Source organism: Pseudomonas phytophila, assembly GCF_025643095.1.
Lineage (GTDB): Bacteria > Pseudomonadota > Gammaproteobacteria > Pseudomonadales > Pseudomonadaceae > Aquipseudomonas > Aquipseudomonas quasicaspiana.
The window spans coordinates 5,550,784-5,576,252 of sequence record NZ_CP081201.1; the positions used below are offsets into that span (position 1 = coordinate 5,550,784).

General features: G+C 55.8%; 17 protein-coding genes, 2 tRNA genes and 3 rRNA genes. 7 read left to right on the top strand and 15 right to left on the bottom strand.

Annotated elements, in window-relative coordinates; translation table 11 throughout:
• Positions 1-46 precede the first annotated feature (46 nt).
• From K3169_RS25130 to K3169_RS25140, 3 genes are all read left to right on the top strand, one after another.
• Positions 47-205: a hypothetical protein gene (locus K3169_RS25130; protein ID WP_235664623.1), complete on the top strand. Its 159-nt coding sequence runs from the start codon at positions 47-49 to the stop codon at positions 203-205.
• 175 nt (positions 206-380) lie between these two features.
• Positions 381-2,003, top strand: a complete 1,623-nt coding sequence (locus K3169_RS25135; protein ID WP_235664624.1) for a methyl-accepting chemotaxis protein — start codon at positions 381-383, stop codon at positions 2,001-2,003.
• Between the two features lie 132 nt (positions 2,004-2,135).
• On the top strand, positions 2,136-3,308 hold the full coding sequence (locus tag K3169_RS25140) for a hypothetical protein (protein WP_122708500.1): 1,173 nt from the start codon (positions 2,136-2,138) through the stop codon (positions 3,306-3,308).
• Positions 3,309-3,635: 327 nt separating this feature from the next.
• Here the strand turns inward: K3169_RS25140 and can are convergent, their stop codons facing one another.
• A complete protein-coding gene (gene can / locus K3169_RS25145) occupies positions 3,636-4,277 on the bottom strand; it encodes a carbonate dehydratase (RefSeq protein WP_027900176.1) in 642 nt (213 codons plus the stop codon).
• A 159-nt stretch (positions 4,278-4,436) separates the two neighbouring features.
• Here can and K3169_RS25150 point away from each other — a divergent pair, with 159 nt between their 5' ends.
• On the top strand, positions 4,437-4,853 hold the full coding sequence (locus tag K3169_RS25150) for a serine kinase/phosphatase (RefSeq protein WP_122396325.1): 417 nt from the start codon (positions 4,437-4,439) through the stop codon (positions 4,851-4,853).
• Positions 4,854-5,028: 175 nt separating this feature from the next.
• Here the strand turns inward: K3169_RS25150 and rimI are convergent, their stop codons facing one another.
• Positions 5,029-5,481: a ribosomal protein S18-alanine N-acetyltransferase gene (rimI, locus tag K3169_RS25155; RefSeq protein WP_027900174.1), complete on the bottom strand. Its 453-nt coding sequence runs from the start codon at positions 5,479-5,481 to the stop codon at positions 5,029-5,031.
• Positions 5,474-6,271: an energy transducer TonB gene (locus K3169_RS25160; protein WP_263268552.1), complete on the bottom strand. Its 798-nt coding sequence runs from the start codon at positions 6,269-6,271 to the stop codon at positions 5,474-5,476. Before K3169_RS25160 ends, rimI begins: the two co-directional genes overlap by 8 nt.
• 143 nt (positions 6,272-6,414) lie before the next feature.
• On the opposite strand from K3169_RS25160, the gene mksB reads away from it, so the two are divergent.
• From mksB to mksF, 3 genes are read left to right on the top strand one after another with little or no spacing between them, the layout of a single operon-like run.
• Positions 6,415-7,686, top strand: coding sequence for an Mks condensin complex protein MksB (gene mksB, locus K3169_RS25165; protein WP_027900172.1), 1,272 nt, complete (start codon positions 6,415-6,417; stop codon positions 7,684-7,686).
• Positions 7,676-8,386 carry an Mks condensin complex protein MksE gene (mksE, locus tag K3169_RS25170; protein WP_027900171.1) on the top strand — a complete coding sequence of 237 codons (711 nt, stop codon included), beginning with the start codon at positions 7,676-7,678 and terminating at the stop codon, positions 8,384-8,386. The genes mksB and mksE overlap by 11 nt, the downstream gene beginning before the upstream one ends.
• The gene (gene mksF / locus K3169_RS25175; RefSeq protein WP_122708503.1) at positions 8,383-11,214 is read left to right on the top strand and encodes an Mks condensin complex protein MksF; all 2,832 of its coding nucleotides are present in this window, start codon (positions 8,383-8,385) and stop codon (positions 11,212-11,214) included. The genes mksE and mksF overlap by 4 nt, the downstream gene beginning before the upstream one ends.
• An 85-nt stretch (positions 11,215-11,299) precedes the next feature.
• On the opposite strand, the gene K3169_RS25180 is transcribed toward mksF, so the two are convergent.
• The 12 genes from K3169_RS25180 to K3169_RS25235 form a co-directional block, all read right to left on the bottom strand.
• Positions 11,300-12,925 (bottom strand): methyl-accepting chemotaxis protein, encoded by a 1,626-nt coding sequence (locus K3169_RS25180; RefSeq protein WP_122396327.1) that lies wholly within the window; start codon positions 12,923-12,925, stop codon positions 11,300-11,302.
• Between the two features lie 637 nt (positions 12,926-13,562).
• Positions 13,563-13,678 (bottom strand): 5S ribosomal RNA (gene rrf / locus K3169_RS25185).
• A 168-nt stretch (positions 13,679-13,846) separates the two neighbouring features.
• Positions 13,847-16,740 (bottom strand): 23S ribosomal RNA (locus tag K3169_RS25190).
• Between the two features lie 228 nt (positions 16,741-16,968).
• Positions 16,969-17,044: transfer RNA gene (locus K3169_RS25195), tRNA-Ala, on the bottom strand.
• 30 nt (positions 17,045-17,074) lie between these two features.
• A tRNA-Ile gene (locus tag K3169_RS25200) sits at positions 17,075-17,151 on the bottom strand.
• Positions 17,152-17,273: 122 nt separating this feature from the next.
• Positions 17,274-18,812, bottom strand: a 16S ribosomal RNA gene (locus K3169_RS25205).
• The 16S, 23S and 5S rRNA genes sit together here with 2 tRNA genes alongside, the layout of an rRNA operon.
• A 496-nt stretch (positions 18,813-19,308) precedes the next feature.
• Positions 19,309-19,929 (bottom strand): protein-methionine-sulfoxide reductase heme-binding subunit MsrQ, encoded by a 621-nt coding sequence (msrQ, locus tag K3169_RS25210; RefSeq protein ID WP_122705435.1) that lies wholly within the window; start codon positions 19,927-19,929, stop codon positions 19,309-19,311.
• Complete coding sequence (gene msrP, locus K3169_RS25215; protein ID WP_263268556.1) at positions 19,929-20,942, bottom strand: protein-methionine-sulfoxide reductase catalytic subunit MsrP; 1,014 nt, start codon at positions 20,940-20,942, stop codon at positions 19,929-19,931. Before msrP ends, msrQ begins: the two co-directional genes overlap by 1 nt.
• Positions 20,943-21,005: 63 nt before the next feature.
• Positions 21,006-21,863: a CDP-diacylglycerol--serine O-phosphatidyltransferase gene (gene pssA, locus K3169_RS25220; protein ID WP_027897876.1), complete on the bottom strand. Its 858-nt coding sequence runs from the start codon at positions 21,861-21,863 to the stop codon at positions 21,006-21,008.
• 157 nt (positions 21,864-22,020) lie between these two features.
• Positions 22,021-23,037, bottom strand: coding sequence for a ketol-acid reductoisomerase (gene ilvC / locus K3169_RS25225; protein WP_027900358.1), 1,017 nt, complete (start codon positions 23,035-23,037; stop codon positions 22,021-22,023).
• Positions 23,038-23,084: 47 nt separating this feature from the next.
• Entirely contained in the window at positions 23,085-23,576 is a 492-nt protein-coding gene (gene ilvN, locus K3169_RS25230) for an acetolactate synthase small subunit (protein WP_020293234.1), read from the bottom strand.
• A 2-nt stretch (positions 23,577-23,578) separates the two neighbouring features.
• Positions 23,579-25,303 carry an acetolactate synthase 3 large subunit gene (locus tag K3169_RS25235; protein WP_095098655.1) on the bottom strand — a complete coding sequence of 575 codons (1,725 nt, stop codon included), beginning with the start codon at positions 25,301-25,303 and terminating at the stop codon, positions 23,579-23,581.
• Positions 25,304-25,469: the final 166 nt, after the last annotated feature.

The window sequence follows — 25,469 nt, forward strand, 5'->3', positions numbered from 1 at the left end:
ATTAACAAATGATGCAGGCTTGGATATCCATTGGCAATACGTTTGAATGGACAGTGGCCTGTATGACCCGCAGAACCCACACGCGTCACACCGTGATTACGACGACAAGCTTTCACCGTGGATCATTTCCACACTAAGCTTTTCCCGTATGAAGCGTTTTCTGGATGAGCTGATGCAGGAAGTCGGTGCACCGCAAACCTTTTGACGGGCGGATCATCGGAAATTTGACGCCAAATTCTGCGATGTCACAAAGACATCACATAACTGCCCTATAACCCAGTCTCCGATGCGTCTATCGACTGGGTTTGCCTGCCGTGAAAAAGTTAATACCTGCCATTTTCCGCCGACGTTCCGGGGCTACTTCCGGGGCTACTGCTGTCCTGCGCCGCTTCAGGATCACTCAGCGTCTGGTGATTTGTTTCGGGATCACTTCGCTGCTTACCGTAGGACTGGGCGCGTTCTGTCTGCTCCAGATGCAGGAGATTCGTAATCAGGGTGAGACCGTGGAAAGCGGCTCGCTGCCCAGCATCGCCATGGCGGATGCGCTGGCGATCACACTGATCAAAATGCGCAGCGAAAGCATCCGTCTGATCGCCAATGCTGACGACCCCGGCGCAGTGGTCACCAGCAAGATCAACGTCGAAACCCTGAAGAATGATGCCGAAAAAGGCTTCGCTGACTATCTGGCCCACGTCAAGGACAGCACTGAGCGAGATTCCCTTGTCGCGTTGCAGGATGCTTACAAAGCGTTCATCCCCGGCCTTTACGACGAGATCGCGCTGATTGAACAGCGCAAGATTGAAGACGCACGCATGCTTGCCAATACCATGCTGTCCTTGCAGGGCGACCTGATGGACATGCAGGTGCAACTGCTGCGCGAACTGAACAAGCAAAGCGCGGCAACTGCTGTCGAAAATGCCAGTGCCAGTTACGCCCAGACCCGGATCATCGCGCTCAGCGTTATCGCCGCCGTACTGACCCTGACCTTGCTGCTGGCCTGGCGCTTGAGCGTCAGCATCATTCGCCCGGTCCGTCAGGCGTTGAAGATTGCCAGCACCATCGCCAATGGTGACCTGAGCCCGCAGACGATCCCCGAAGGCAAGGACGAAACAGCTCAGTTGTTGACGATGCTCGGCCGGATGCGCGGCAATCTGCACACCACCATCGAGCAGATCTACGCGGCGGCCAACCAGCTTTCGCAGTCGGTGCAGGAAATGGGCAGCATCGCCGAATCCGGCGCGGAAAATCTGAAGCTGCAGAACAGCGAAATCGAGCAAGCAGCAGTCGCGGTCAACCAGATGAGTCAGGCGGCCATGGAAGTCGCCAGCAATGCCAGCAACACGGCAACCGAATCTCTGGCGTCGAACGAAGCGGCGGCCAACGGTAAAGCGCGCCTCGCCGACACCATTGGCTCGATCAAGGAACTGACCGGCAGTGTGCTAGATACTTCGCATCAGGCTGAAGGGCTTGCTGAGCGCACTTTGAGCATCAGCAAAATCCTTGATGTAATACGCGCGATTGCCAATCAGACCAACCTGCTGGCACTCAATGCCGCCATCGAAGCCGCTCGTGCGGGTGAGGCCGGACGCGGATTTGCCGTAGTAGCCGATGAAGTTCGCTCCCTGGCTCAACGCACCAGTGCGTCGACCACGGAAATCGAAGGGCTGATCAACAGCGTGCAGCAGAGCACTCAGGAAACAGCCCAGGCGCTGCGGCTCACGGCAACTCAAGCCAACGTAACCCTTGAACAGGCCGCCGCGACCGGCGAAGCGTTGACCGTGATCATCAGCTCAACCTCCACCATCAACGACCGCAACCTGCTGATCGCCAGCGCGGCTGAGCAACAGGCACAAGTAGCCGGTGAAGTGGACCGCAACCTCAGCAGTATTCGCGACTTGTCGGCTCAAAGCGCGTCCGGTGCGCATCAAACGACAGTCGCCAGTAATGCGCTTTCAGTGCTGGCGACCGATCTGAACGTCATGGTTCAGCGTTTCGTGCTCTGAACAAATCGGTAATGCATGCTCACGGTGGCAGGTAATAAATATTTACCGCGACCCATTTATTCGTAATGGCACATTGCTTCAATATTGAGGCGCCCCCAAACCTCGGGGCAGATTGCCAAAAAGGATATGAGCATGCTGAAAGCAGCTGTATGGACTGCAACACTCGCCACTCTGACGTTTGGTGCCATGGCTCAGGCCGATGTCAACGTCAAGCTGGGTAGCCGGGAGCGTGTCACCCAACTCTTCGCCTTCCCCAACAATTGCAACGTGATCTGTTATCGCAACTGGACGCTGGAACAGACGGTCGAGCACTACTTGACCCAGAGCGTGCAGCGCGACGGCTACACCGGCAAAGTCACCGTCACCAACGACAATGACGTGATCTACGCGCAGATCAGCGGTGTGCCGGACGGCTATGACAAGCCTCTTTCCCAACTGCTGGACGCAGGCGACCTGGCCTACAACGGCGCGCAAAAACTCCTGGCCTCCGGACCCGACAAATGGCAGTACAACTGGTATTTGTTCCTGCCGCTGGGCATGGCGCTGGAGAATCGCAAAAGCGTTGAACTGCTGCACTTCCCGCCAGATTATTCGCTGACCCAGGCTCAGGACTATCTGAAGTCCAACACCACCGACCGCTGGGCACAGTTGCTGACCTACAACGGCATCCCGACCGCGCAGACGCCGGGTTATCAGACCATCATCGATATCGCGCCGATTGCCGCGCCAGCCTCAGCGGGCAGTTCGCTGGAAGGTGTGTACAGCTATTTCCAGGATTACCAGACCACGATGGTCAAGCAGTTGAGCCAGAACGCTGCGGGTACGTCGCTGCCGATGGTTGCGTTTGGTGCGCCGGTGCGTAACTGGATCAAACAACAATACTCAGCCAGCGTGCCGGTGCTGGGTCTGGCGACGATCAGTCCGAATCCTGGGCAGAACGTGCCGGTGCTGGGCTCGAACCATCCAAGCTATATCTGGTACGCCGCTGACAAAGCCAACTATGGTGGCGATGAAGCCAAGGCAGATGCCGCCGGACTGGCGGTCATGGGGCAGGATTTGAGTGCAGCCTGCTGGCAGGCAGGAATGGGCCAGAAACCAGGCGCGGACCCGAAGGCGACATTGAGCAGTTGCACACAGAACTGGCAGGTGACCAACAAGGCCAAGACCTGTGTTCTGTTCTACACCGACGTGCGCAAGTTGACTCAGGCGCAAGCTGACGCCAAATGCACGAGCAGCACGGTATCCCGCTCGCTTAAACAGCTGCAGAAGCCGCTGACAGCGCCAGCGGTTCATCCGTATATGTAAATAATGCGCGGTGTCCCGGGTAACATTCTCTCGCGGATGAATCCGCTCCTACTGGCTGGTGCGGTCTCTGTGGGAGCGAATTCATTCGCGAAGGGCTCGGTAAACTCAATAGATATTCATTGACCTACTGCCGTCTTCGCGGATGAATCCGCTCCCACACAGACTGTGTGAAAACGTCGCGAGCGACGGCAAGACAAGGCAAAAACAGGCGAAAAAGCGGAGTCTAGGTGTTCTAAATGAGCATTTTTCGCCTGTTTTTAACGCAGTATTGCCGAGCGCAGTAGTTTTCACACAGTCTGCACAGGGTTTTGCATCCAACCGGACTACTTACTCCCCCAACGGACGCAAGCGGTACTGCGGCGGCAGTTGCTCAAAGCCGCTGATGGTCGCGTTCAGGCTTTTCCAGCGGCCGTCCTTGATGCCATAGATGCAACCATGGATCGAGAGGCTCTGCCCGCGATGCCAGGCGTTTTGCACAATGCTGGTATGGCCGACGTTCGCCACTTGCTGGATGACGTTCAGCTCGCACATGCGGTCAACGCGCTCTTCCTCGGTGGGCAACTTGGCAAGAGTATCGCGGTGCTCGTAATACAGATCGCGAATGGTGCGCAGCCAGCCATCGATCAGGCCCAACTGGCGATCCTGCATCGATGCACGGACACCGCCGCAACCATAGTGGCCGGTGACCAGGATGTGTTTGACCTTCAGCACGTCAACGGCGTACTGGATCACTGACAGGCAGTTGAGGTCGGTGTGTAGCACGACGTTTGCCACGTTGCGATGCACAAACAGATCACCCGGCAGCATGCCGACGATCTCGTTGGCAGGTACGCGGGCGTCCGAGCAACCTATCCACAGGAATTCCGGGGTCTGCTGGCGTGCCAGCTTGGCAAAAAACTCAGGATCTTCCTTGGTGATCGCATCTGCCCAACGTTCGTTGTTGTCGATCAGGTCTTGTAGCTCGTTCATGTGTCATGCCTCGAAGATGTGCCAGCTTATGACTGGGGCTCGACGATCCGGGTCACTAACTTCTGTTGTGCAGATTCGCGATCCGCTCGTGCAAGCAAAGTGAATCTTCAGAATAGGTGCCGGTCCACCTTTCAAGCCCCTTAATAACGAGGATTCGCCATGAATGATTCCCGCCGCCCTTACGGTGCAACTCAACCCGAACCGATTGACGATAACGAAGACCGCATGGGCTCCATGCGTGAGCTGAACTTCGACGACAAAGGCGACGATGCACGCATCGGCGACTTGATCCCGGAAGACGAACTCTCCCGTGAAATCCCTGAGCAGCGCGTGCGCGAAGCAGGCCTTACCGGCGCGTCGACTCCGGATCATCATCCGACTGACGACGATCTGGATCCAGAGATTCTGATCCGCGAAGACGGTGCCCGCTCCGCTGAAGAAGAAGGCGAAGACAACCCCGCCGATTTCGATCTGACAGTAGTCGATGAAGATGACATTGGTGGTGGTGATGGTCTGGATGAGGCTGAGCTGGGCCGACTGGATCCGCTGGATGGGAAGCCTGAGAAGCTTTTGTAAGTAGAATGCGTTCTGGACTTATGGGAAATCCCATATTGGCTTGCCAGCCGACATCCAGTGGGAGCGAATTTATTCGCGAAGAAGCGCGTACATCCGGACCTATGTATCGCCTGGAACACCGCCTTCCCGAATAAATTCGGTCCTACCGGGGAATGACTCTGGTCAGTAGTCTGGATTACTCAAACAACGTACAAGCCATGACCAGCGCATCTTCGCGGCCGCCAGCAACCGGGTAGTAATCCCGGCGGCGGCCGATTTCGTTGAAGCCGAAGCGCTCATAAAGGCGATAAGCCGCGCGGTTGCTGTCCCGCAGTTCGAGGAAGCATTCCCGTGCATTCAACTGGTAAGCACGTGACATCAAGTGCTCAAGCAGGCGCAAACCCAGACCGCGGCCCTGGCTTTCCGGTTTGACAGTGATATTGAGCAGATGAGCTTCGTCGATGATGACCTGCACGACGCCATGCCCGACCTGTTGGTTTCCTTCGAACATCAGCCAGATTTCGTAAGACTTGAGGCCATCCAGAAAAATGCCGCGAGTCCAGGGATGGCTGAAAGCTGCGTACTCAATCTTCAGTACAGCGTCCAGATCCGCCTCGGTCATCGGGCGGAAGGTTATTGCGTCACTCATCGATCGGTTTCCAGCGCGCCATCAGCCGACGCATGGCTTTCCAGACATCGGCCTTGCGTTGCGGCTCGTCCATCAATAATTCCAGACCCGGCAACGCCCAGGCAGAACCCAGGCCTTCAACCTCGAGTTCACTGTTATAAGCCTCGGCATTGGCTTCCCCGGCAAAGCGCACCGACGGCAGACCGACCAGCCAAAGGCATGTGCAAGGCGCTTCTTCCAGACGAGCCGAGACAAAACCCTGAACGAAATCACGTGCTGCTTCAGGCCCTTGATCAATCTGGCCACGACTCAGCAGCGGCCAGCGTACTGGCTCGCCAATGATCTGCGGGCTGTCCGGCAAACCGGCGGCGCGCAGCATGTCCTTGAGCAGCAGATAAGCCGGATCACGACTCTGGAACGCCTGGCCTGTGGGTAACTCCACCAGCACCATGCAGCGACCGGTACGCAGTAGCTGCAACGAAAAACGCGGCGGCGGCACAACAGCAGCCTTGACTGGCGCAGGAGTAGCCTCGTCTTCGGCGACCGCAGGCTTGCGGGTAGTGGCGGCCGCAGGTCTCGGCACTTCGATCTTTGGCCGTGCGACAGGTGCCGGACTTGCCGCAACGGCGCTCGCCACCTGATTGACCGCAGCTTCAGGCACCGCGATATCCGCCACCGGTTCAACCTGGGGCGCAAGCGGAGCCAGCAGCTCCGGACGTGACGGAGCCGCAAAAGGCAGTTCGGTGCGCGGCAGCCAATTGACCACCTGCATGGCGGTCAAATAAGCGCGGCGGCGGGACTCGTTGAGCAAAGGTCAGCCACCTGTGGATAAGTTAGGACGGCGATTCTACAACTCTTCGCCAATTCCCGCCGCAGTTGATCGCCCGGAGATGAAATTTGAGGCGTGCGATGCAGTACAATCGCCGCTTTTATTTACCAACAATCGGCCTACCAATGATCGAACCCAAGCGCGTCTTGCGCGCCCTTGCCGAACACTGGGCGCTTCTTGAGCCGCTGTGCGAACATTTCGACCAGGGCACTCTGAGCCTGAGCGAATTGCGCTTGCAACTGGCGGCACAGCAACTGGACAGCACCCCGCAGGACATCACCAACCTGCTGGATGTGTGGATTCGCCTGGATATCCTCGTTCCAGTGGCGAAAAGCCCTAACCGTTTTGAACTCAACGCGCAGATTCATGACTTCTTGTCGTACCTGCGTCGCGAGCACCGCTTGGGCCTGTGCCTGGAAATCGAAGCCTATCTGCGCCATCTGGAGCGTTTGGCGGGTTATATCCAGGACGCCTTTGATATCCGCGACGCCAATGACCTGGCCCGGCAACTGCGCCTGCTGGACATGCGCGTGCGCGACGTCCTGAAAAAGCTCGCCAATGACGAGCAGGCGCTGGTGGGTGTCGCCGATCGCGCCAAGACCAGTGATCGCCAGATCCCGCTGCGTCAGCGTTATGCAGAAGTGCTGGCCACCTGGGACGAATACGTCGAGCCGATGATTCAGTTGGTAAACGCTGACGGCGCTTTCGAACAAGGCGTGCGCAAGGTCGAGAACGTACTGCTGCGCTTGCTGACCGAACAGCAACGCCTGGGCCAGTTGGTCGACGACGACATGCTGCTGCGCACCCACGCGCGCATTCTTGAGATGCAGACCAGCGCTCAGTTGACGCTGCGTCATGCCCGCGAACTGCTGCTGCCGCTGCGTGAAGAAGCCCGCCGCCACAACGCAGTCACCCGTGGCGCAGCGTTGGCCCTTTCGGCGATTCGTCGTAAAGGCATCGATGCAGTGCCGCAAGCGGCGATGCCGATGTTCACCCGTCCGCAGAGCACCTTTCTGGGCAGCGCGAGCCAGGTCGAGGCCTACGTGTATGCGCTGGCCCGCTTTGAGCCGAAACCGGCGAAATTTCCCAAGGCCGGTGTTGGCAAACGCAAAGGTGATTCACCGCAGGCGCCCCGCACGGTCAAGGAAATGCTTGAGCGTTGCGAAGACGCCCTGCCGATGCCGGACCTGATGGTCTGGCTTTTGGAACAGGAGCCGAACGGCGCTACTGACGAATTGCTCTACTGGTTCTCGCGCCTGTCCCGCGAGAAACGCTTCACCCGCGAACGCCTTGAGCGTCGTGACTACTTTACCCAGGAGCATCAGGTCAGCCTGCGCTCCTTCGCCCTGCTCGCCAGCAGTGATGAGCAAACGGGGAACCCAGCCAATGCATCTTGATCTTTCCGAAATGTCGCAACTCGCGCCGATCTTCCGCGAGCTGTTCAAAGGTTTCCACATCAGCCGCCGCGACCCGGAGCTGTACGCGCAATTGTCCAACGCACAGGATCAATACCGGACGCTGTTCAAGGCGCTGGGGTTTGAACTGGTGTGCGACACCCGCGGCTTCTATTACTTCGTCCCGGATCAGGCCGCTGCGCAGGTCAACAAGACCGCGCAACGTCTGGCGCTGTTCACGTTCATTCTGGTTGAACACCTTGCCGACCAGGGTCGTGACCCGGTAGCCGTGCTGGACGGCGGCAGCCTTGGCCGTGATGAACTCCCGTCGATGCTGGAGAAGTATCGCGACCTGTTCTTGCAGGCCGAAGTGCAGACCCAGGACGAGCTGGAAGAGAAAATCATGCGCCGCATGACCCAGTTGGGTTTCGCTGCTGAAGAAACCGGCATCTACCGCTTCCTGCCGCCGATGCACCGCTTCCTCGACGTTTGTCTCTCGGTACAACAGGACCGCGATCTGGCCGCCAGCCTTCACAGCGTTCTGCCATTGCCAGTGCCGGTACTGATCGATGAAGACAGCGATGAAAAGCTACTGCAAACCGATGACCCACTGGACCTCGCCGAATTCGAAGACGTGGAAGAAACCGAAGAGCAGGCCCTGGCCCGCGCGATCGCTGACGAGCAACAGGAGATGGATGCATGAGCCAGGAACGCTACGGCATCCGCCGCTTTGCCCTGCTGAATACGGCCGGTTACAGCCTTGGGCTGTTCCCGCTGGAGCACCCGTTGTCGGTGTACGGGGCCAACAACCTCGGCAAGAGCGCCTCGATCAACGCACTGCAATTCCCTATTCTGGCGCGCATGTCGGACATGAGCTTCGGCAAGTACAGCCTGGAGCAGTCCCGCAAGTTCTACTTCGCGTCGGACACCAGTTACATCCTGGTTGAAGTTTCCCTGCCCCACGGCCCGCACGTCATTGGCGTGGTCGGGCGTGGCCCCGGTGGTGGCTTCGGTCACCAGTTCTTTGCCTATGCGGGCAAGCTGGATCTGGGCCATTACCAGAAGAACGACACCTGCCTGCGTCAGAAAGAGCTGTTCAGCAACCTGGAAAGCCAGGGCCTGAAAGCCTATGAACTCAAGCCCGACGAACTGCGTCGCTTGCTGGTGGGCGGTCACACGTCTATTCCGTTGGACCTGACGTTGATCCCGCTGCGCTCCACCAGTGAACAGAGCCTGAAGACATTCCGGGCGCTGTTCATCAACTTGCTGCACATGCGCGAAATCACCGCCGCCAAGCTCAAGCAGCTGTTCCTTGATGCTTTTGAACACAGCCTGCGTTCCGGCAGCGTGGATTACATCGCCGCGTGTGAAGAAGCCTTCCGCGACGTGCGACGCATGGAGCAGGACTACAACTCGCTGGTCAAAGCGGGTCCATTGGTCGAAGCGCTGGCGGCAGGTGTCGCTCAGCGTGATCTGTTGCGAGGCAAGCTGCATCGCCTGTCGCCGCTTCTGGATTCGTTGCTCGGCACCTGGATGGATTACTCCACCGCACGTAAGGAAGAGCTGGTTATCCAGGCCGAGCACTACCGCAGCCAACAGGATGAACTGCAGAACGATCAGCGCGGTGGCACTCAGGAGCTAATGCGTCTGGAGCGGGAAATCAGCAGTATCCAGCGCTGGATCGGCGAACTGGCGGTCCTCAAGAATCGCTTCGCGCTGGTTGACGACGCCAAAGTGCTGGAGCAACAGTTGCTGGCCGCCAAGGATGCTCACGATGAACTGGCCGGTGCCTTGGCACAATCACGTCAGTTCAGCGCCGAAGATCTGGACGAACGTCTGCGCGATCTGGAAAAACGCCTGAAGTCAGTGAAGCAACAACTTGATCACGCGGACAACAACAGCTATGCCCGTCTGCGTGAAGAGTTCTCGCAGCCGGATGTAGAGCGCTTGATGCGCCTGTTCAACAGCGCCCTGTTCAGCTTGCCACTGGGTGAGCAAGGCATTGCGCTGGATGATGGCGACGCTTGGGTCAAATCTCTCGAAGCCATCCTTGATAGCTTCAAAGGCGACCAGTTCCAGGTGCCGGGCCTGTCGATCAACCTGACCAACATCGAGCCGCCTGCCCTGCAAGCCCTGGCCGACCGTGCCGCATTGCGTGATCAGAAAGAACGTCTCGAAAAAGAACTGAAACAGCTCAAGACGCAGCAGGCCGTCGCTTCCGACCGCGCGGCCAGCAAAACCCAAACAGAAGCCTTGTATCAGCAGGTGCTGGACGCACAGAAAGCGCTGGAAGACTTCCGTCGCTGCCAGACCCTGAGCGCTGAAGAGTCCGAAAAGCACGAGCAACTGGCACAGATGGAAGCTGCGCAGGATGAACTGAAGCGCTCCAGCGACGCGTTCACCGAGCGCGTCCAGCAACTGTCCGCCAAGCTGCAACTGGTCGCGCGCCAGATTGGCGATCTGGAGTCCAAGCAACGCACGCTGGATGACGCATTGCGTCGTCGTCAATTGCTGCCTGCCGATCTGCCGTTTGGTACGCCTTACATGGATCCGGTGGATGACTCACTGGATAACCTCTTGCCACTGCTCAACGATTATCAGGACAGCTGGCAAGGTCTGCTGCGCAGCGATGGTCAGATCGAAGCGCTGTATGCCCAGGTGCGCCTGAAAGGTGTCGCGAAGTTCGACAGCGAAGAAGACGTCGAGCGTCGTCTGCAACTGCTGATCAATGCTTACGCACACCGCACCGACGAAGCGCTGACGCTGGGCAAGGCTCGCCGCGCAGCCGTGACCGACATTGCGCGCACGTTGCGTAATATCCGTAGCGACTACGACAGCCTTGAACACCAACTAGCCCTGTTCAACCGTGAGATCAACAAGCGTCAGGTTTCCAACCTGGCCAGCTTCCGTATCGTGCTCGCTCCCAACAAGGAAGCGCTCAAGCACATTGACCAGATTATCCATAGCGCTGGCCAGTACGAAGAAGGCGAAACGCTGTCGGTGTTCGACCTGAGCCAAAGCGCTGAGCAGGACAACAAGAACGAAGAGGCCAAGGAGTATCTGGCGCGTCTGGTGGCGGCAAACCATAACCAGCTGGGCTTGAAAGACCTGTTCGAACTGGCGTTCGAGATCACCAAGGTCAACGGCCAGCCGGTGATCCATACCGACATCGACGGCGCGGCTTCAAACGGCACCACGATGACCATCAAAGCGCTGACCAACATGTACCTGTTGCTGCACCTGATGGACCGCGATCAAGCCGGCCGTGTGCGCCTGCCTTACTATCTGGACGAAGCAGCAGACATCGACGAGAAGAACCAGGCAGCGCTGCTGGAGACGAGTCTGCAACTGGGCTTTGTACCGATTCTGGCGAGTGTGAAGCCGCAAGTATCGGCGCACGTGGCAATCGACCTGGAAGGCGGCAGCGGGCCTAACGGCATCTACATTGATGAGGCGGACTGGAAGTACATCCGTCGCCGTGATGAGGTGAAGGCGACTGTTTCTGAAGTCGCTGAGGAAGCGGCTGAATAAGCTGAGTCCGCATGAACAAAAAAGGCCGCATGAGAATGCGGCCTTTTTTGTGGGCGTTATTTTTGTGGGCTTGGTGCGGCGTTCGTTAAATCTTGAACTGACCCACCATCTGATTCAGCTCAACGGCCAACCGCGACAGCTCTTGACTGGCAGCATTGGTCTGATGAGCGCCGTCGGCAGACTGCAGCGACAGATCACGGATGTTGACCAGGTTACGATCCACTTCGCGGGACACTTGCGCCTGCTCTTCTGCAGCACTGGCGATAACCAGGTTACGGTCGGAGATTTCACCCACGCTGCGGGTGATTTCCTCAAGAGCATCACCGGCGCTGCGAGCCACCTCCAGAGTGCTTTGAGCGCGGCTACTGCTGTTCTGCATAGAAGCTACGGCCTTGCTGCTACCTTGCTGGATGCCGCTGACCATCACTTCAATTTCTTGCGTGGACTGCTGAGTGCGATGGGCAAGCGCCCGGACTTCGTCAGCCACAACAGCAAAACCGCGCCCGGCTTCCCCGGCACGCGCAGCCTCAATGGCGGCGTTAAGGGCCAGCAGGTTGGTCTGCTCAGCGATGGCGCGAATCACGTCGAGAACCTTACCGATATCTTGAGTCTGGTCAGCCAGACTGCGGATCTGCTCGGAAGTGACTTCGACGTCAGTAGTCATTTGCTGAATGGCAGTGACCGTTTCCTGCACGCGCTGACGACCTTGCATGGCCGAGGTGCTGGATTGCTGCGAAGCAGTCGACGTGTTCACTGCGTTGCTGGCCACTTCCTCGACGGCAGCCGTCATCTCGTTGACGGCAGTAGCGGCTTGTTCGATTTCGTTATTTTGCTGCTGCAAGGATCGCGAACCTTCCTCGGTCACCGCATTGAGCTCTTCAGCGGCTGAAGCAACCTGAGTGGCCGAGCCGGAAATACGCTGCAGGGTGTCTCGCAGATTCATCTGCATGGTTTGCAGCGCTTGCTGCAGGCGCGTGACTTCATCACGGCCATTTACTTGGGCGGTAGTGGTCAGATCACCGCGCGCCACGTCTTCCGCAGCCCTTACAGCCTCGCTGAGCGGACGAACGATGCTGCGGGTCAGAAGCACTGCCAACAGGACAGTCAGTACGGCAGTCAGAACCAGAACGGCAATGATGATGTTACGTGCGCTGATGTATTCACTCGCAGACTCTGCAACGGCAGCGTCTGCACCCTGACGATTAAGCTCCAGCAAACTTTCGACCAAAGGTGCCATTTGGTCTGAGTACTTCTTGAGCTCACCGCTGATCAAACCTGGAATCTCAGCATCACGTTTGGCCAGTGACGCTTGACGCAGTTTGTCCTGAGCGACCAGATAGTTAGCCAGTGCTTCTTTGAACTGCTGAAACTTGGTGCTCTCTTCCGGGCTACGAACCAAAGGCGCGTAAGCAGCGACGATGGTGTTGGCCTTCTTGGTCAACACCTCAAGGCGGGCTTCGGCTTTGTCGATGTCCGCCTGGGTGCGGTTGACCATGATCAGGTAAGACATGGTACGGAATCGCGAGGTGGTATCAGCTAACTCTCCCAGCAGCCGAGTGGACTTCAGCCAGCCTCCGCCGAGATCCGTCGTGTTTTTGTTGAGGCCGGACATTTTGTCGAGACTCATTACACCGAGGAACAGAACGAATAAAGCCATGAGGGAGAAACAGAGAGCGGCGCGAAGGGCAATTCCAAGATTACGCAGTGTCATGCGGGCTGAACTCACAGAATGAAGTTAGCAAGCTATCGGCTGCGATCCGGGAAGATGAAGGTGTATCTGTATGTTTCATTTAGCAGTGGCAGGAGCGAACTTGTTCGCGAGGGGGCGGTATATCCGCAGCTTATGTATCGCCTGACAGACAGCCTTCCCGAATGAATTCGGTCCTACCGAGGTTGGCGCATGGACGGTAGGAGCGAACTTGTTCGCGAAGGGGCGGTACATCCGCAGAATTTGTATCGCCTGACAGACAGCCTTCCCGAATGAATTCGGTCCTACCGAGCTTGGCGCATGGACGGTAGGAGCGAACTTGTTCGCGAAGGGGGCGGTACATCCGCAGCTTATGTATCGCCTGAAATATAGCCTTCCCGAATGAATTCGGTCCTACCGAGGTTGGCGCATGGACGGTAGGAGCGAACTTGTTCGCGAGGGGGCGGTACACCCGCAGCTTTTGTATCGCCTGACATATAGCCTTCCCGAATGAATTCGGTCCTACCCGGTAGCGAGTGGTGTGCCAGGTTCAACGCGTGGTTGTCCATCGCGGGCAAGCGCGCTCCTACGGCTAATCCTTTTTCTTCGCGCACAAACAAAACCCCTGAACGCGTAAGCGATCAGGGGTTTTGGAATTTAATCTTGACGATGACCTACTCTCACATGGGGAAACCCCACACTACCATCGGCGATACATCGTTTCACTACTGAGTTCGGGATGGGATCAGGTGGTTCCAATGCTCTATGGTCGTCAAGAAATTCGGTTGCCGGTGCGTTGGCCCTTGCGGGTTACGTGCCAGCGAATGGGTATGTGATAGTTCGGTAATGTGCGAACAAACTTTCGGTTCGTGTCGTCTTCACAGTCACCGCAATCTGGCTCTGCCTTCACTTATCAAGGCATGTCGCAGATTGCTTGGGTGTTATATGGTCAAGCCTCACGGGCAATTAGTATGGGTTAGCTCAACGCCTCACAGCGCTTACACACCCCACCTATCAACGTCGTAGTCTTCGACGGCCCTTCAGGGAACTCAAGGTTCCAGTGAGATCTCATCTTGAGGCAAGTTTCCCGCTTAGATGCTTTCAGCGGTTATCTTTTCCGAACATAGCTACCCGGCAATGCCACTGGCGTGACAACCGGAACACCAGAGGTTCGTCCACTCCGGTCCTCTCGTACTAGGAGCAGCCCCTCTCAAATCTCAAACGTCCACGGCAGATAGGGACCGAACTGTCTCACGACGTTCTAAACCCAGCTCGCGTACCACTTTAAATGGCGAACAGCCATACCCTTGGGACCGGCTTCAGCCCCAGGATGTGATGAGCCGACATCGAGGTGCCAAACACCGCCGTCGATATGAACTCTTGGGCGGTATCAGCCTGTTATCCCCGGAGTACCTTTTATCCGTTGAGCGATGGCCCTTCCATACAGAACCACCGGATCACTAAGACCTACTTTCGTACCTGCTCGACGTGTCTGTCTCGCAGTCAAGCGCGCTTTTGCCTTTATACTCTACGACCGATTTCCGACCGGTCTGAGCGCACCTTCGTACTCCTCCGTTACTCTTTAGGAGGAGACCGCCCCAGTCAAACTACCCACCATACACTGTCCTCGATCCGGATAACGGACCTGAGTTAGAACCTCAAAGTTGCCAGGGTGGTATTTCAAGGTTGGCTCCACGCAGACTGGCGTCCACGCTTCAAAGCCTCCCACCTATCCTACACAAGCAAATTCAAAGTCCAGTGCAAAGCTATAGTAAAGGTTCACGGGGTCTTTCCGTCTAGCCGCGGATACACTGCATCTTCACAGCGATTTCAATTTCACTGAGTCTCGGGTGGAGACAGCGCCGCCATCGTTACGCCATTCGTGCAGGTCGGAACTTACCCGACAAGGAATTTCGCTACCTTAGGACCGTTATAGTTACGGCCGCCGTTTACCGGGGCTTCGATCAAGAGCTTCGCGTTAGCTAACCCCATCAATTAACCTTCCGGCACCGGGCAGGCGTCACACCCTATACGTCCACTTTCGTGTTTGCAGAGTGCTGTGTTTTTAATAAACAGTCGCAGCGGCCTGGTATCTTCGACCGGCAGGGGCTTACGCAGTAAATGCTTCACCTCCACCGGCGCACCTTCTCCCGAAGTTACGGTGCCATTTTGCCTAGTTCCTTCACCCGAGTTCTCTCAAGCGCCTTGGTATTCTCTACCCAACCACCTGTGTCGGTTTGGGGTACGGTTCCTGGTTACCTGAAGCTTAGAAGCTTTTCTTGGAAGCATGGCATCAACCACTTCGTGTTCTAAAAGAACACTCGTCATCAGCTCTCGGCCTTAAGATCCCGGATTTACCTAAGATCTCAGCCTACCACCTTAAACTTGGACAACCAACGCCAAGCTGGCCTAGCCTTCTCCGTCCCTCCATCGCAATAACCAGAAGTACAGGAATATTAACCTGTTTTCCATCGACTACGCTTTTCAGCCTCGCCTTAGGGACCGACTAACCCTGCGTCGATTAACGTTGCGCAGGAAACCTTGGTCTTTCGGCGTGGGTGTTTTTCACACCCATTGTCGTTACTCATGTCAGCATTCGCACTTCTGATACCTCCAGCAAGCTTCTCAACTCACCTTCACAGGCTTACAGAACGCTCCTCTACCGCATCATCCTAAGATGATACCCGTAGCTTCGGTACCTGGTTTGAGCCCCGTTACATCTTCCGCGCAGGCCGACTCGACTAGTGAGCTATTACGCTTTCTTTAAAGGGTGGCTGCTTCTAAGCCAACCTCCTAGCTGTCTAAGCCTTCCCACATCGTTTCCCACTTAACCAGGATTTTGGGACCTTAGCTGACGGTCTGGGTTGTTTCCCTTTTCACGACGGACGTTAGCACCCGCCGTGTGTCTCCCATGCTCGGCACTTGTAGGTATTCGGAGTTTGCATCGGTTTGGTAAGTCGGGATGACCCCCTAGCCGAAACAGTGCTCTACCCCCTACAGTGATACATGAGGCGCTACCTAAATAGCTTTCGAGGAGAACCAGCTATCTCCGAGCTTGATTAGCCTTTCACTCCGATCCACAGGTCATCCGCTAACTTTTCAACGGTAGTCGGTTCGGTCCTCCAGTTAGTGTTACCCAACCTTCAACCTGCCCATGGATAGATCGCCCGGTTTCGGGTCTATTCCCAGCGACTAGACGCCCTATTAAGACTCGCTTTCGCTACGCCTCCCCTATTCGGTTAAGCTCGCCACTGAAAATAAGTCGCTGACCCATTATACAAAAGGTACGCAGTCACCCAACAAAGTGGGCTCCCACTGCTTGTACGCATACGGTTTCAGGATCTATTTCACTCCCCTCTCCGGGGTTCTTTTCGCCTTTCCCTCACGGTACTAGTTCACTATCGGTCAGTCAGTAGTATTTAGCCTTGGAGGATGGTCCCCCCATGTTCAGACAAGGTTTCTCGTGCCCCGTCCTACTCGATTTCATTGCAAAGAGATTTTCGCGTACAGGGCTATCACCCACTATGGCCGCACTTTCCAGAGCGTTCCGCTAATCTCTAAACAACTTAAGGGCTGGTCCCCGTTCGCTCGCCACTACTAAGGGAATCTCGGTTGATTTCTTTTCCTCAGGGTACTTAGATGTTTCAGTTCCCCTGGTTCGCTCCATACACCTATGTATTCAGTGTAAGGTAACTGTCTTATGACAGCTGGGTTCCCCCATTCAGACATCTCCGGATCACAGTCTGTTTGCCGACTCCCCGAAGCTTTTCGCAGGCTACCACGTCTTTCATCGCCTCTGACTGCCAAGGCATCCACCGTATGCGCTTCTTCACTTGACCATATAACCCCAAGCAATCTGGTTATACTGTGAAGACGACATTCGCCGAAAGTTTGTTCTCACAAACTTTACCTTAGCCTGGACACGCACCAGTGAAAGAGGTGCCCAGTCTATATTTCTATCACATACCCAAATTTTTAAAGAACGATCTAATCAAAGACTAGAAATCAACACTCACCATCGAACCGATGGAGTGCTCATTTCTAAGCTTTCAAACAGAAGCAGTAAGTGGTGGAGCCAAGCGGGATCGAACCGCTGACCTCCTGCGTGCAAGGCAGGCGCTCTCCCAGCTGAGCTATGGCCCCGTATTTCTACAGGCGTTTCCCACACAAAATTGGTGGGTCTGGGCAGATTCGAACTGCCGACCTCACCCTTATCAGGGGTGCGCTCTAACCAACTGAGCTACAGACCCAATTTCGAGCTTGTAGCCGCTAGCGTGAGCTATCAGCTTGGAGCTTAAAGCTGCTTCTAATCGTCTTCTTCAATGAATCAAGCAATTCGTGTGGGAACTTGTGCTGCAGCTGAGTCGTCGATTAAGGAGGTGATCCAGCCGCAGGTTCCCCTACGGCTACCTTGTTACGACTTCACCCCAGTCATGAATCACACCGTGGTAACCGTCCTCCCGAAGGTTAGACTAGCTACTTCTGGTGCAACCCACTCCCATGGTGTGACGGGCGGTGTGTACAAGGCCCGGGAACGTATTCACCGCGACATTCTGATTCGCGATTACTAGCGATTCCGACTTCACGCAGTCGAGTTGCAGACTGCGATCCGGACTACGATCGGTTTTATGGGATTAGCTCCACCTCGCGGCTTGGCAACCCTCTGTACCGACCATTGTAGCACGTGTGTAGCCCAGGCCGTAAGGGCCATGATGACTTGACGTCATCCCCACCTTCCTCCGGTTTGTCACCGGCAGTCTCCTTAGAGTGCCCACCATAACGTGCTGGTAACTAAGGACAAGGGTTGCGCTCGTTACGGGACTTAACCCAACATCTCACGACACGAGCTGACGACAGCCATGCAGCACCTGTCTCAATGTTCCCGAAGGCACCCATCCATCTCTGGAAAGTTCATTGGATGTCAAGGCCTGGTAAGGTTCTTCGCGTTGCTTCGAATTAAACCACATGCTCCACCGCTTGTGCGGGCCCCCGTCAATTCATTTGAGTTTTAACCTTGCGGCCGTACTCCCCAGGCGGTCAACTTAATGCGTTAGCTGCGCCACTAAGAGCTCAAGGCTCCCAACGGCTAGTTGACATCGTTTACGGCGTGGACTACCAGGGTATCTAATCCTGTTTGCTCCCCACGCTTTCGCACCTCAGTGTCAGTATCAGTCCAGGTGGTCGCCTTCGCCACTGGTGTTCCTTCCTATATCTACGCATTTCACCGCTACACAGGAAATTCCACCACCCTCTACCATACTCTAGCTTGCCAGTTTTGGATGCAGTTCCCAGGTTGAGCCCGGGGATTTCACATTCAACTTAACAAACCACCTACGCGCGCTTTACGCCCAGTAATTCCGATTAACGCTTGCACCCTCTGTATTACCGCGGCTGCTGGCACAGAGTTAGCCGGTGCTTATTCTGTCGGTAACGTCAAAACACTTACGTATTAGGTAAATGCCCTTCCTCCCAACTTAAAGTGCTTTACAATCCGAAGACCTTCTTCACACACGCGGCATGGCTGGATCAGGCTTTCGCCCATTGTCCAATATTCCCCACTGCTGCCTCCCGTAGGAGTCTGGACCGTGTCTCAGTTCCAGTGTGACTGATCATCCTCTCAGACCAGTTACGGATCGTCGCCTTGGTGAGCCATTACCTCACCAACTAGCTAATCCGACCTAGGCTCATCTGATAGCGCAAGGCCCGAAGGTCCCCTGCTTTCTCCCGTAGGACGTATGCGGTATTAGCGTCCGTTTCCGAGCGTTATCCCCCACTACCAGGCAGATTCCTAGGCATTACTCACCCGTCCGCCGCTCGCCACCAGGTACAAGTACCCGTGCTGCCGCTCGACTTGCATGTGTTAGGCCTGCCGCCAGCGTTCAATCTGAGCCATGATCAAACTCTTCAGTTCAAACATCTTTGGGTTTTGAGAAAACCCTAAACTTGGCTCAGCAATCGTTGGTTATTTCTTTGATTTCTCGCGGAGTAACTTACGATGCTGATAATCTGTTGACTTCAGTCTGACAGCGCAAGCACCCACACGAATTGCTTGATTCAATTGTTAAAGAGCGGTTGGTTAAGATCTTTCGTCTCAACCGAGGCGCGCATTCTACAGCAGCCTCTGTATCTGTCAAGCAGTTATTTTAAGAAGTTTTCAAAGTTTCCTTATCAACTTCAACCACTTGCGCCTCGATCAACATCACGTTGCTCGTTAGCGGGAGGCGAATTCTACAGCGTTACAACCTGCTGTCAACTGCCTTTTTTCACCGCTTTCGATCAACTTCATCGAAACCCCTTCCGAGCCAACCGAACTGTCCAACTCATTGATTATCAAGGAGTTTTTCGTTCTGTCTGCGCCAGAAGAGGTGCGAATTATAGAGAGATTAGAGAGGCCGTCAACCCCTAATTCACGCTTTTGTTGGAACTTTTGGCTTCGCCCCCATTACACGCGGGATTCGCCTCGCAATCATTGGGATCCGGAGACTCAGCAACAGCACACCGATCACCGCATACAAAGACCATTCCTTCAGATCTGCTCTGACAATCCAGAACATATGCAGCAGGCCCAACCCCAAAATGACATAGATAAGCCGGTGAAGTTTTTTCCAGCGACTCCCTAGCCGCCTCTGACTATAGCGATTGGAAGTCACGGCCAGGGCCAGCAGGCATACAAAGGCAAGGCTGCCGACAATAATGTACGGACGCTTCACCAGCTCGACGCCCAACTGCGACCAGTCCAGTCCCAATATGAAAACGGCGTACGCGCTCATGTGCATGAATACGTAAGCAAAGCACCAGAGCCCCAACTGACGCCTGACAGCAATCCAGCCTGCCCACCCCGTCAGTTTTTGCAGTGGCGTCATTGCCAGCGTAATCAGTAGCAGTATCAGAGTGCCCAGGCCGAGCCTGTCGACAAGCACCTTCCCGGGATCAGGCCCCAACGCAAAGATCCAGGCCTGATACAGCCAGAGCACCGGTGCAACACATGCAGCCAAAAAAACGCCGAAGCGCCAGAACGGGTAACGCATCAATAGTTCTTCCGCAAATCCAGGCCTGTATATAAGGAGGCAACCTCCTCCCCGTACCCATTGAACATTTCGGTCTGTCGCACATTCGGACTGAACAAGCCGCTCGGCAACCTGCGCTCATGTGCCTGCGTCCAACGAGGATGGTCGACGGTCGGGTTCACGTTGGCATAAAAGCCATATTCGTTAGCCGCGATACTTTGCCAGGTCGTCTTGGGCTGCTCACTGACCAGACTGATTCTCACAATGGACTTCACGCTTTTAAAACCGTACTTCCATGGCACGACCAAACGCAGCGGCGCACCGTTCTGGTTAGGCAGCTCACGCCCATACATGCCAACTGCAAGAATCGCCAGAGGATTCATTGCTTCGTCCAGTCTCAGCCCTTCAACATAAGGCCAGTCGATCAATGCAAAACCCGAACGTTGCCCCGGCATGGTCTTTGGGTCCTGCAGCGTTTCAAAACGGATGTACTTCGCCTTGGCAGTAGGTTCGACCTGTTTGAGCAAAGCAGAGATTGGAAAACCAATCCAGGGAATGACCATCGACCAGGCTTCTACGCAACGCAGCCGATAAATGCGCTCTTCCAACTGATAGGGCTTCATGAAGTCTTCGAGCGCGTAACGACCCGGCTTGGCGACTTCGCCATCGATGACGACAGTCCACGGCTCGGTTTTCAGCGACCCGGCATTCTGCGCAGGATCGCCCTTGTCGGTGCCAAACTCATAGAAGTTGTTGTAGTGCGTCGCGTCCTTGAAAGGGGTAATCGCTTCCCCCTTTACGTTGACCGCCTGCCACTTGGTGTCGGGAAGCTTCTCGGCAAACCAGCCAGGCGCCTTGCCAGGCTCAACATTCGGGTAAAGAGAAGGATCGGCAGCACTCGCCCAGCGCGGCATGGCACTGACAGCCAACCCGGTAAGCGAAGCCCCCAGGAGGGCACGACGAGAGAGATAAATAGATTCGGGGGTAACGTCCGACTCTTTGCAAGCGGACGCTTTTGGAATTTTGATTAGCATGATGACTCCACAATCCAGAGGAACTAATGCACCAATAGACTGTGGAGTATGGGGGAAATTACATCATTCGCCCGTTTTGTGACGACGCAGGCGTAACAAATATTGAATAGGGCCGGATGCCGCATAAGCGAGGAATATCAGCAGCAAAATGCGCGGCGGGTCGCTGAACACGACAGCGAAGACCAGCACAACTGCCAGAATCGCGACAAACGGCACACGCCCTTTCAGGTCCAGCTCTTTAAAGCTGTTGTACTTGATGTTGCTGACCATCAGCATGCCCGCCGCGGCGACCAGCAAGGCCACCAGAAATGACAGCTTGGAGCCCTGAATGCCGTAATCGCTGAACGCCCAGACCGTACCGGCAACAACGCCCGCCGCAGCAGGACTCGCCAGACCGATGAAATAGCGTTTATCAGCCTTGCCAACCATGGTATTGAAACGCGCCAGACGCAACGCTGCACCTGCCACATAGATGAAGGCGACCATCCAGCCGACCTTGCCCATGTCCCCCAATGCCCAGCCAAAAGCCAGGAGCGCCGGAGCGACACCAAATGCGACCATGTCGGACAGAGAGTCGTACTCCGCGCCGAACGCACTCTGGGTATTGGTCATGCGTGCCACGCGGCCATCTAGACCGTCGAGCACCATGGCGACGAAAATGGCGATTGCGGCAAAAGCAAAATACTTGCTCGCGCCGGCGCTGTCCCCTGCCGCCAAAGCGCTCTGTGCGCTCATGGAGCTGATAATGGAATAAAAGCCGGCGAACAAGTTCGCAGTGGTAAACAGATTGGGCAGCAGATAGATACCGCGATGCCGGACCTTACGGCCTTCGGCGTCATGCCCTTCTTCAATGTGCTCATCGATCGGTAGCAGGCTTTCGGCGTCAGAGGCCTTGTTTGGCTCTTCAGGACGTTCGCTCATAGACTTTACCTTGCAACGGTGTGGAAAGTTTCGACAGATGCTTGCGACGAGTGTTCGCCTGCAAACGATGCAGCTTTATACCAGAAGCGTCTGCGCATAACGAAAAAACGCGGCCAATTGGCCGCGTTTTTCTAGCGCAGAGCTATGTCGCGGGGACTTAGTTCTTGGCTTTGTCGACGATTTTGTTAGCACCGATCCACGGCATCATCGAGCGCAGTTGCTCGCCGATGATTTCGATACCGTGAGCGGCGTTGTTACGACGCTTGGCGGTCATCGATGGGTAGCCGGTAGCGCCTTCGCTGATGAACATCTTCGCGTATTCACCGTCCTGAATGCGCTTCAGAGCGTTGCGCATGGCCTGACGGGATTCAGCGTTGATCACTTCAGGACCAGTCACGTACTCGCCGTATTCGGCGTTGTTGGAGATCGAGTAGTTCATGTTGGCAATACCGCCTTCGTACATGAGGTCAACGATCAACTTCAGTTCGTGCAAGCACTCGAAGTACGCCATTTCTGGAGCGTAGCCAGCTTCAACCAGCGTCTCGAAACCAGCTTTAACCAGCTCAACAGTACCGCCACACAGAACAGCCTGCTCGCCGAACAGGTCGGTTTCAGTCTCGTCCTTGAATGTGGTTTCGATGATACCGGTACGGCCGCCGCCCACGCCCGAAGCGTAAGACAGTGCAACGTTTTTGGCGTTGCCCGAAGCGTCTTGGTAAACAGCGATCAGGTCAGGGATACCGCCGCCTTTGACGAATTCAGTGCGAACAGTGTGACCTGGCGCTTTTGGCGCGATCATGATCACGTCCAGATCGGCGCGTGGCACAACCTGATTGTAGTGAATCGCGAAGCCATGGGAGAAGGCCAGGGTAGCGCCCTTCTTGATGTTCGGCTCAACTTCGTTCTTGTACAGCGCGGACTGGAATTCGTCCGGGGTCAGGATCATGACCAGGTCAGCAGCAGCAACAGCCGAAGCAACGTCAGTCACTTTCAGGCCATGGGCTTCAGCCTTGGCGACAGTAGCCGAACCTTTACGCAGACCAACAGTGACATCAACGCCGGAGTCTTTCAGGTTGCACGCTTGTGCGTGGCCTTGGGAACCGTAACCGATGATGGCAACTTTCTTGCCCTGGATGATCGAAAGGTCGCAGTCTTTGTCGTAATAAACTTTCATGGAATTCCCCTGTTATCGTGGCCTTCAGGCCATTTTGCAAAATGAGATTAGATGCTCAGCACTTTGTCGCCACGGGCAATGCCCGTCACGCCGCTGCGTACTGTTTCCAGGATTGCGGCAGTGCCGATGGCCTGAATGAAGCTGTCCAGCTTGTCGCTCGTACCGGTCAGTTGCACGGTATAAACGCTGGCTGACACATCAACGATTTGCCCGCGGAAGATATCCGTGGTGCGCTTGATCTCGGCGCGCTGGGCGCCCGTAGCCTTGACCTTGATGAGCATCAGTTCACGCTCGATGTGAGCGCTCTCCGACAGATCAACCAGTTTGACTACTTCGACCAGCTTGTTGAGGTTTTTGGTGATCTGCTCGATCACCTCATCCTGGCCGACAGTGGTCAGCGTCAGACGCGACAGGGTCGGGTCTTCAGTCGGGGCCACGGTCAGGCTTTCGATGTTGTAGTTGCGCTGCGAAAACAGGCCGACGACGCGAGACAGTGCACCCGGTTCGTTTTCCAGCAAAAGGGAAATGATGTGCCGCATGATTAAGTCCGCTCCGTCTTGCTGAGCCACATATCGCGCATGGAGCCGTCTTTGATCTGCATCGGGTAAACGTGCTCGGTGACGTCAACCTGGATATCGATGAACACCAGACGGTCCGTCATGGCGAACGCTTCTTCCATCTTCGGCTTCAAATCTTTCAGATCAGTGATCTTCATACCGACATGGCCATAAGCTTCGACCAGTTTCACGAAGTCAGGCAGCGACTCCATATAGGAGTGCGAGTGACGACCGCTGTAGCTCATGTCCTGCCACTGACGGACCATGCCGAGCACGCCGTTGTTAAGCAGGATGATTTTCACAGGCAGACCGTACTGCAAGCAGGTCGACAGCTCCTGGATATTCATCTGGATACTGCCTTCACCCGTTACACACGCAACATGCGCTTCGGGGAAGCTCAGCTTGACACCCATCGCAGCCGGGAAGCCAAAGCCCATGGTGCCCAGACCGCCAGAGTTGATCCAGCGATTAGGCTTGTTGAAGCGGTAGTACTGCGCAGCAAACATCTGGTGCTGACCAACATCGGACGTCACGAAGGCATCGCCATTGGTGACTTCGCAAAGGGTCTCGATGACTTTCTGCGGCTTGATGACGCTGCCGTCGCCCGGGTTGTACGGGAACAGATCACGATCACCACGCCATTCGTCAATCTGCTTCCACCAGCTGGCAACCAGCGCTTTGTCTGGCAGCTCGCCGATTTCCTTGAGGGTCGCGACCATTTCAGTCAGAACGCTCTCAACCGGCCCCACGATAGGCACATCAGCCTTGATGGTTTTGGAGATGGAAGCCGGGTCGATATCGATGTGAATGATCTTGGCATTCGGGCAGAACTTCGCCGCGCCGTTGATCACACGGTCATCGAAACGCGCGCCAACAGCCAGGATCACGTCAGCGTGGTGCATCGCCAGGTTGGCGGTGTAGCTGCCGTGCATACCCAGCATGCCGACAAACTGACGATCCATGCCTGGATAACATCCAAGACCCATCAGGGTGTTGGTCACGGGAGCGTTGAGCTTTTGCGCCAACTCGGTCAGCGGCTCGGAGCCATTGCCCATGATCACGCCGCCACCGGCATAAATGATCGGACGCTTGGCCGCCAGCAGCATTTCGACTGCCTTGCGGATCTGGCCTGAGTGACCACGAACAGCCGGGCTGTAAGAGCGCAGCTTGGCTTTCTTGGGGAATACGTATTCGAACTTCTCGGCCGGGTTGGTCATATCCTTCGGAATATCGACAACCACGGGACCGGGACGACCGGACTGCGCCAGGTAGAAAGCCTTTTTCAGCACTTCAGGGATTTCCGACGGATGCTTGATCATGAAGCTGTGCTTCACGATCGGCCGGGAAATACCGATCATGTCGGTTTCCTGGAATGCATCGGTGCCGACCAGTGTGCTTGCGACCTGACCGGACAGCACGACCATTGGAATCGAGTCCATATAAGCCGTGGCGATACCGGTGATTGCATTGGTAGCACCTGGACCTGAAGTGACCAGTACCACACCGGCCTTGCCGGTAGCGCGCGCATAACCGTCAGCCATGTGCGTCGCCGCTTGTTCGTGACGAACAAGAATGTGGTTCACGGCAGGCTCTTTGAACAGGGCGTCGTAAATGTGCAGGAGGGCACCGCCTGGGTACCCGTAGATATGCTTAACGCCTTCGTCACGCAAAAAGCGGACGACCATTTCAGCGCCGGATAAGAGCTCCACGTTGTTCACCTCTAAAACGCCAGAATACCGTCCACAAACGAGGACGGGTCTTAATAGGTTTTACTGCCAAGCAGAGCATGAGCGACGGTGGTCGCCGACTACGTCAGCACTGACTGAGCAAGTATTGGGTAACCCCTGAGTGTTTCGGGGTGTTCCCACCCAGCGC

Coding starts and splice junctions, on each gene's coding strand:
- pssA (WP_027897876.1), bottom strand. CDS start 21,863: ATGAGCGAACGTCCTGAAGAGCCAAACAAGGCCTCTGACGCCGAAAGC.
- ilvC (WP_027900358.1), bottom strand. CDS start 23,037: ATGAAAGTTTATTACGACAAAGACTGCGACCTTTCGATCATCCAGGGC.
- rimI (WP_027900174.1), bottom strand. CDS start 5,481: ATGAGTGACGCAATAACCTTCCGCCCGATGACCGAGGCGGATCTGGAC.
- can (WP_027900176.1), bottom strand. CDS start 4,277: ATGAACGAGCTACAAGACCTGATCGACAACAACGAACGTTGGGCAGAT.
- msrP (WP_263268556.1), bottom strand. CDS start 20,942: ATGCTAATCAAAATTCCAAAAGCGTCCGCTTGCAAAGAGTCGGACGTT.
- mksB (WP_027900172.1), top strand. CDS start 6,415: ATGATCGAACCCAAGCGCGTCTTGCGCGCCCTTGCCGAACACTGGGCG.
- K3169_RS25180 (WP_122396327.1), bottom strand. CDS start 12,925: ATGACACTGCGTAATCTTGGAATTGCCCTTCGCGCCGCTCTCTGTTTC.
- ilvN (WP_020293234.1), bottom strand. CDS start 23,576: ATGCGGCACATCATTTCCCTTTTGCTGGAAAACGAACCGGGTGCACTG.
- K3169_RS25150 (WP_122396325.1), top strand. CDS start 4,437: ATGAATGATTCCCGCCGCCCTTACGGTGCAACTCAACCCGAACCGATT.
- K3169_RS25140 (WP_122708500.1), top strand. CDS start 2,136: ATGCTGAAAGCAGCTGTATGGACTGCAACACTCGCCACTCTGACGTTT.
- mksE (WP_027900171.1), top strand. CDS start 7,676: ATGCATCTTGATCTTTCCGAAATGTCGCAACTCGCGCCGATCTTCCGC.
- K3169_RS25130 (WP_235664623.1), top strand. CDS start 47: ATGGACAGTGGCCTGTATGACCCGCAGAACCCACACGCGTCACACCGT.
- mksF (WP_122708503.1), top strand. CDS start 8,383: ATGAGCCAGGAACGCTACGGCATCCGCCGCTTTGCCCTGCTGAATACG.
- msrQ (WP_122705435.1), bottom strand. CDS start 19,929: ATGCGTTACCCGTTCTGGCGCTTCGGCGTTTTTTTGGCTGCATGTGTT.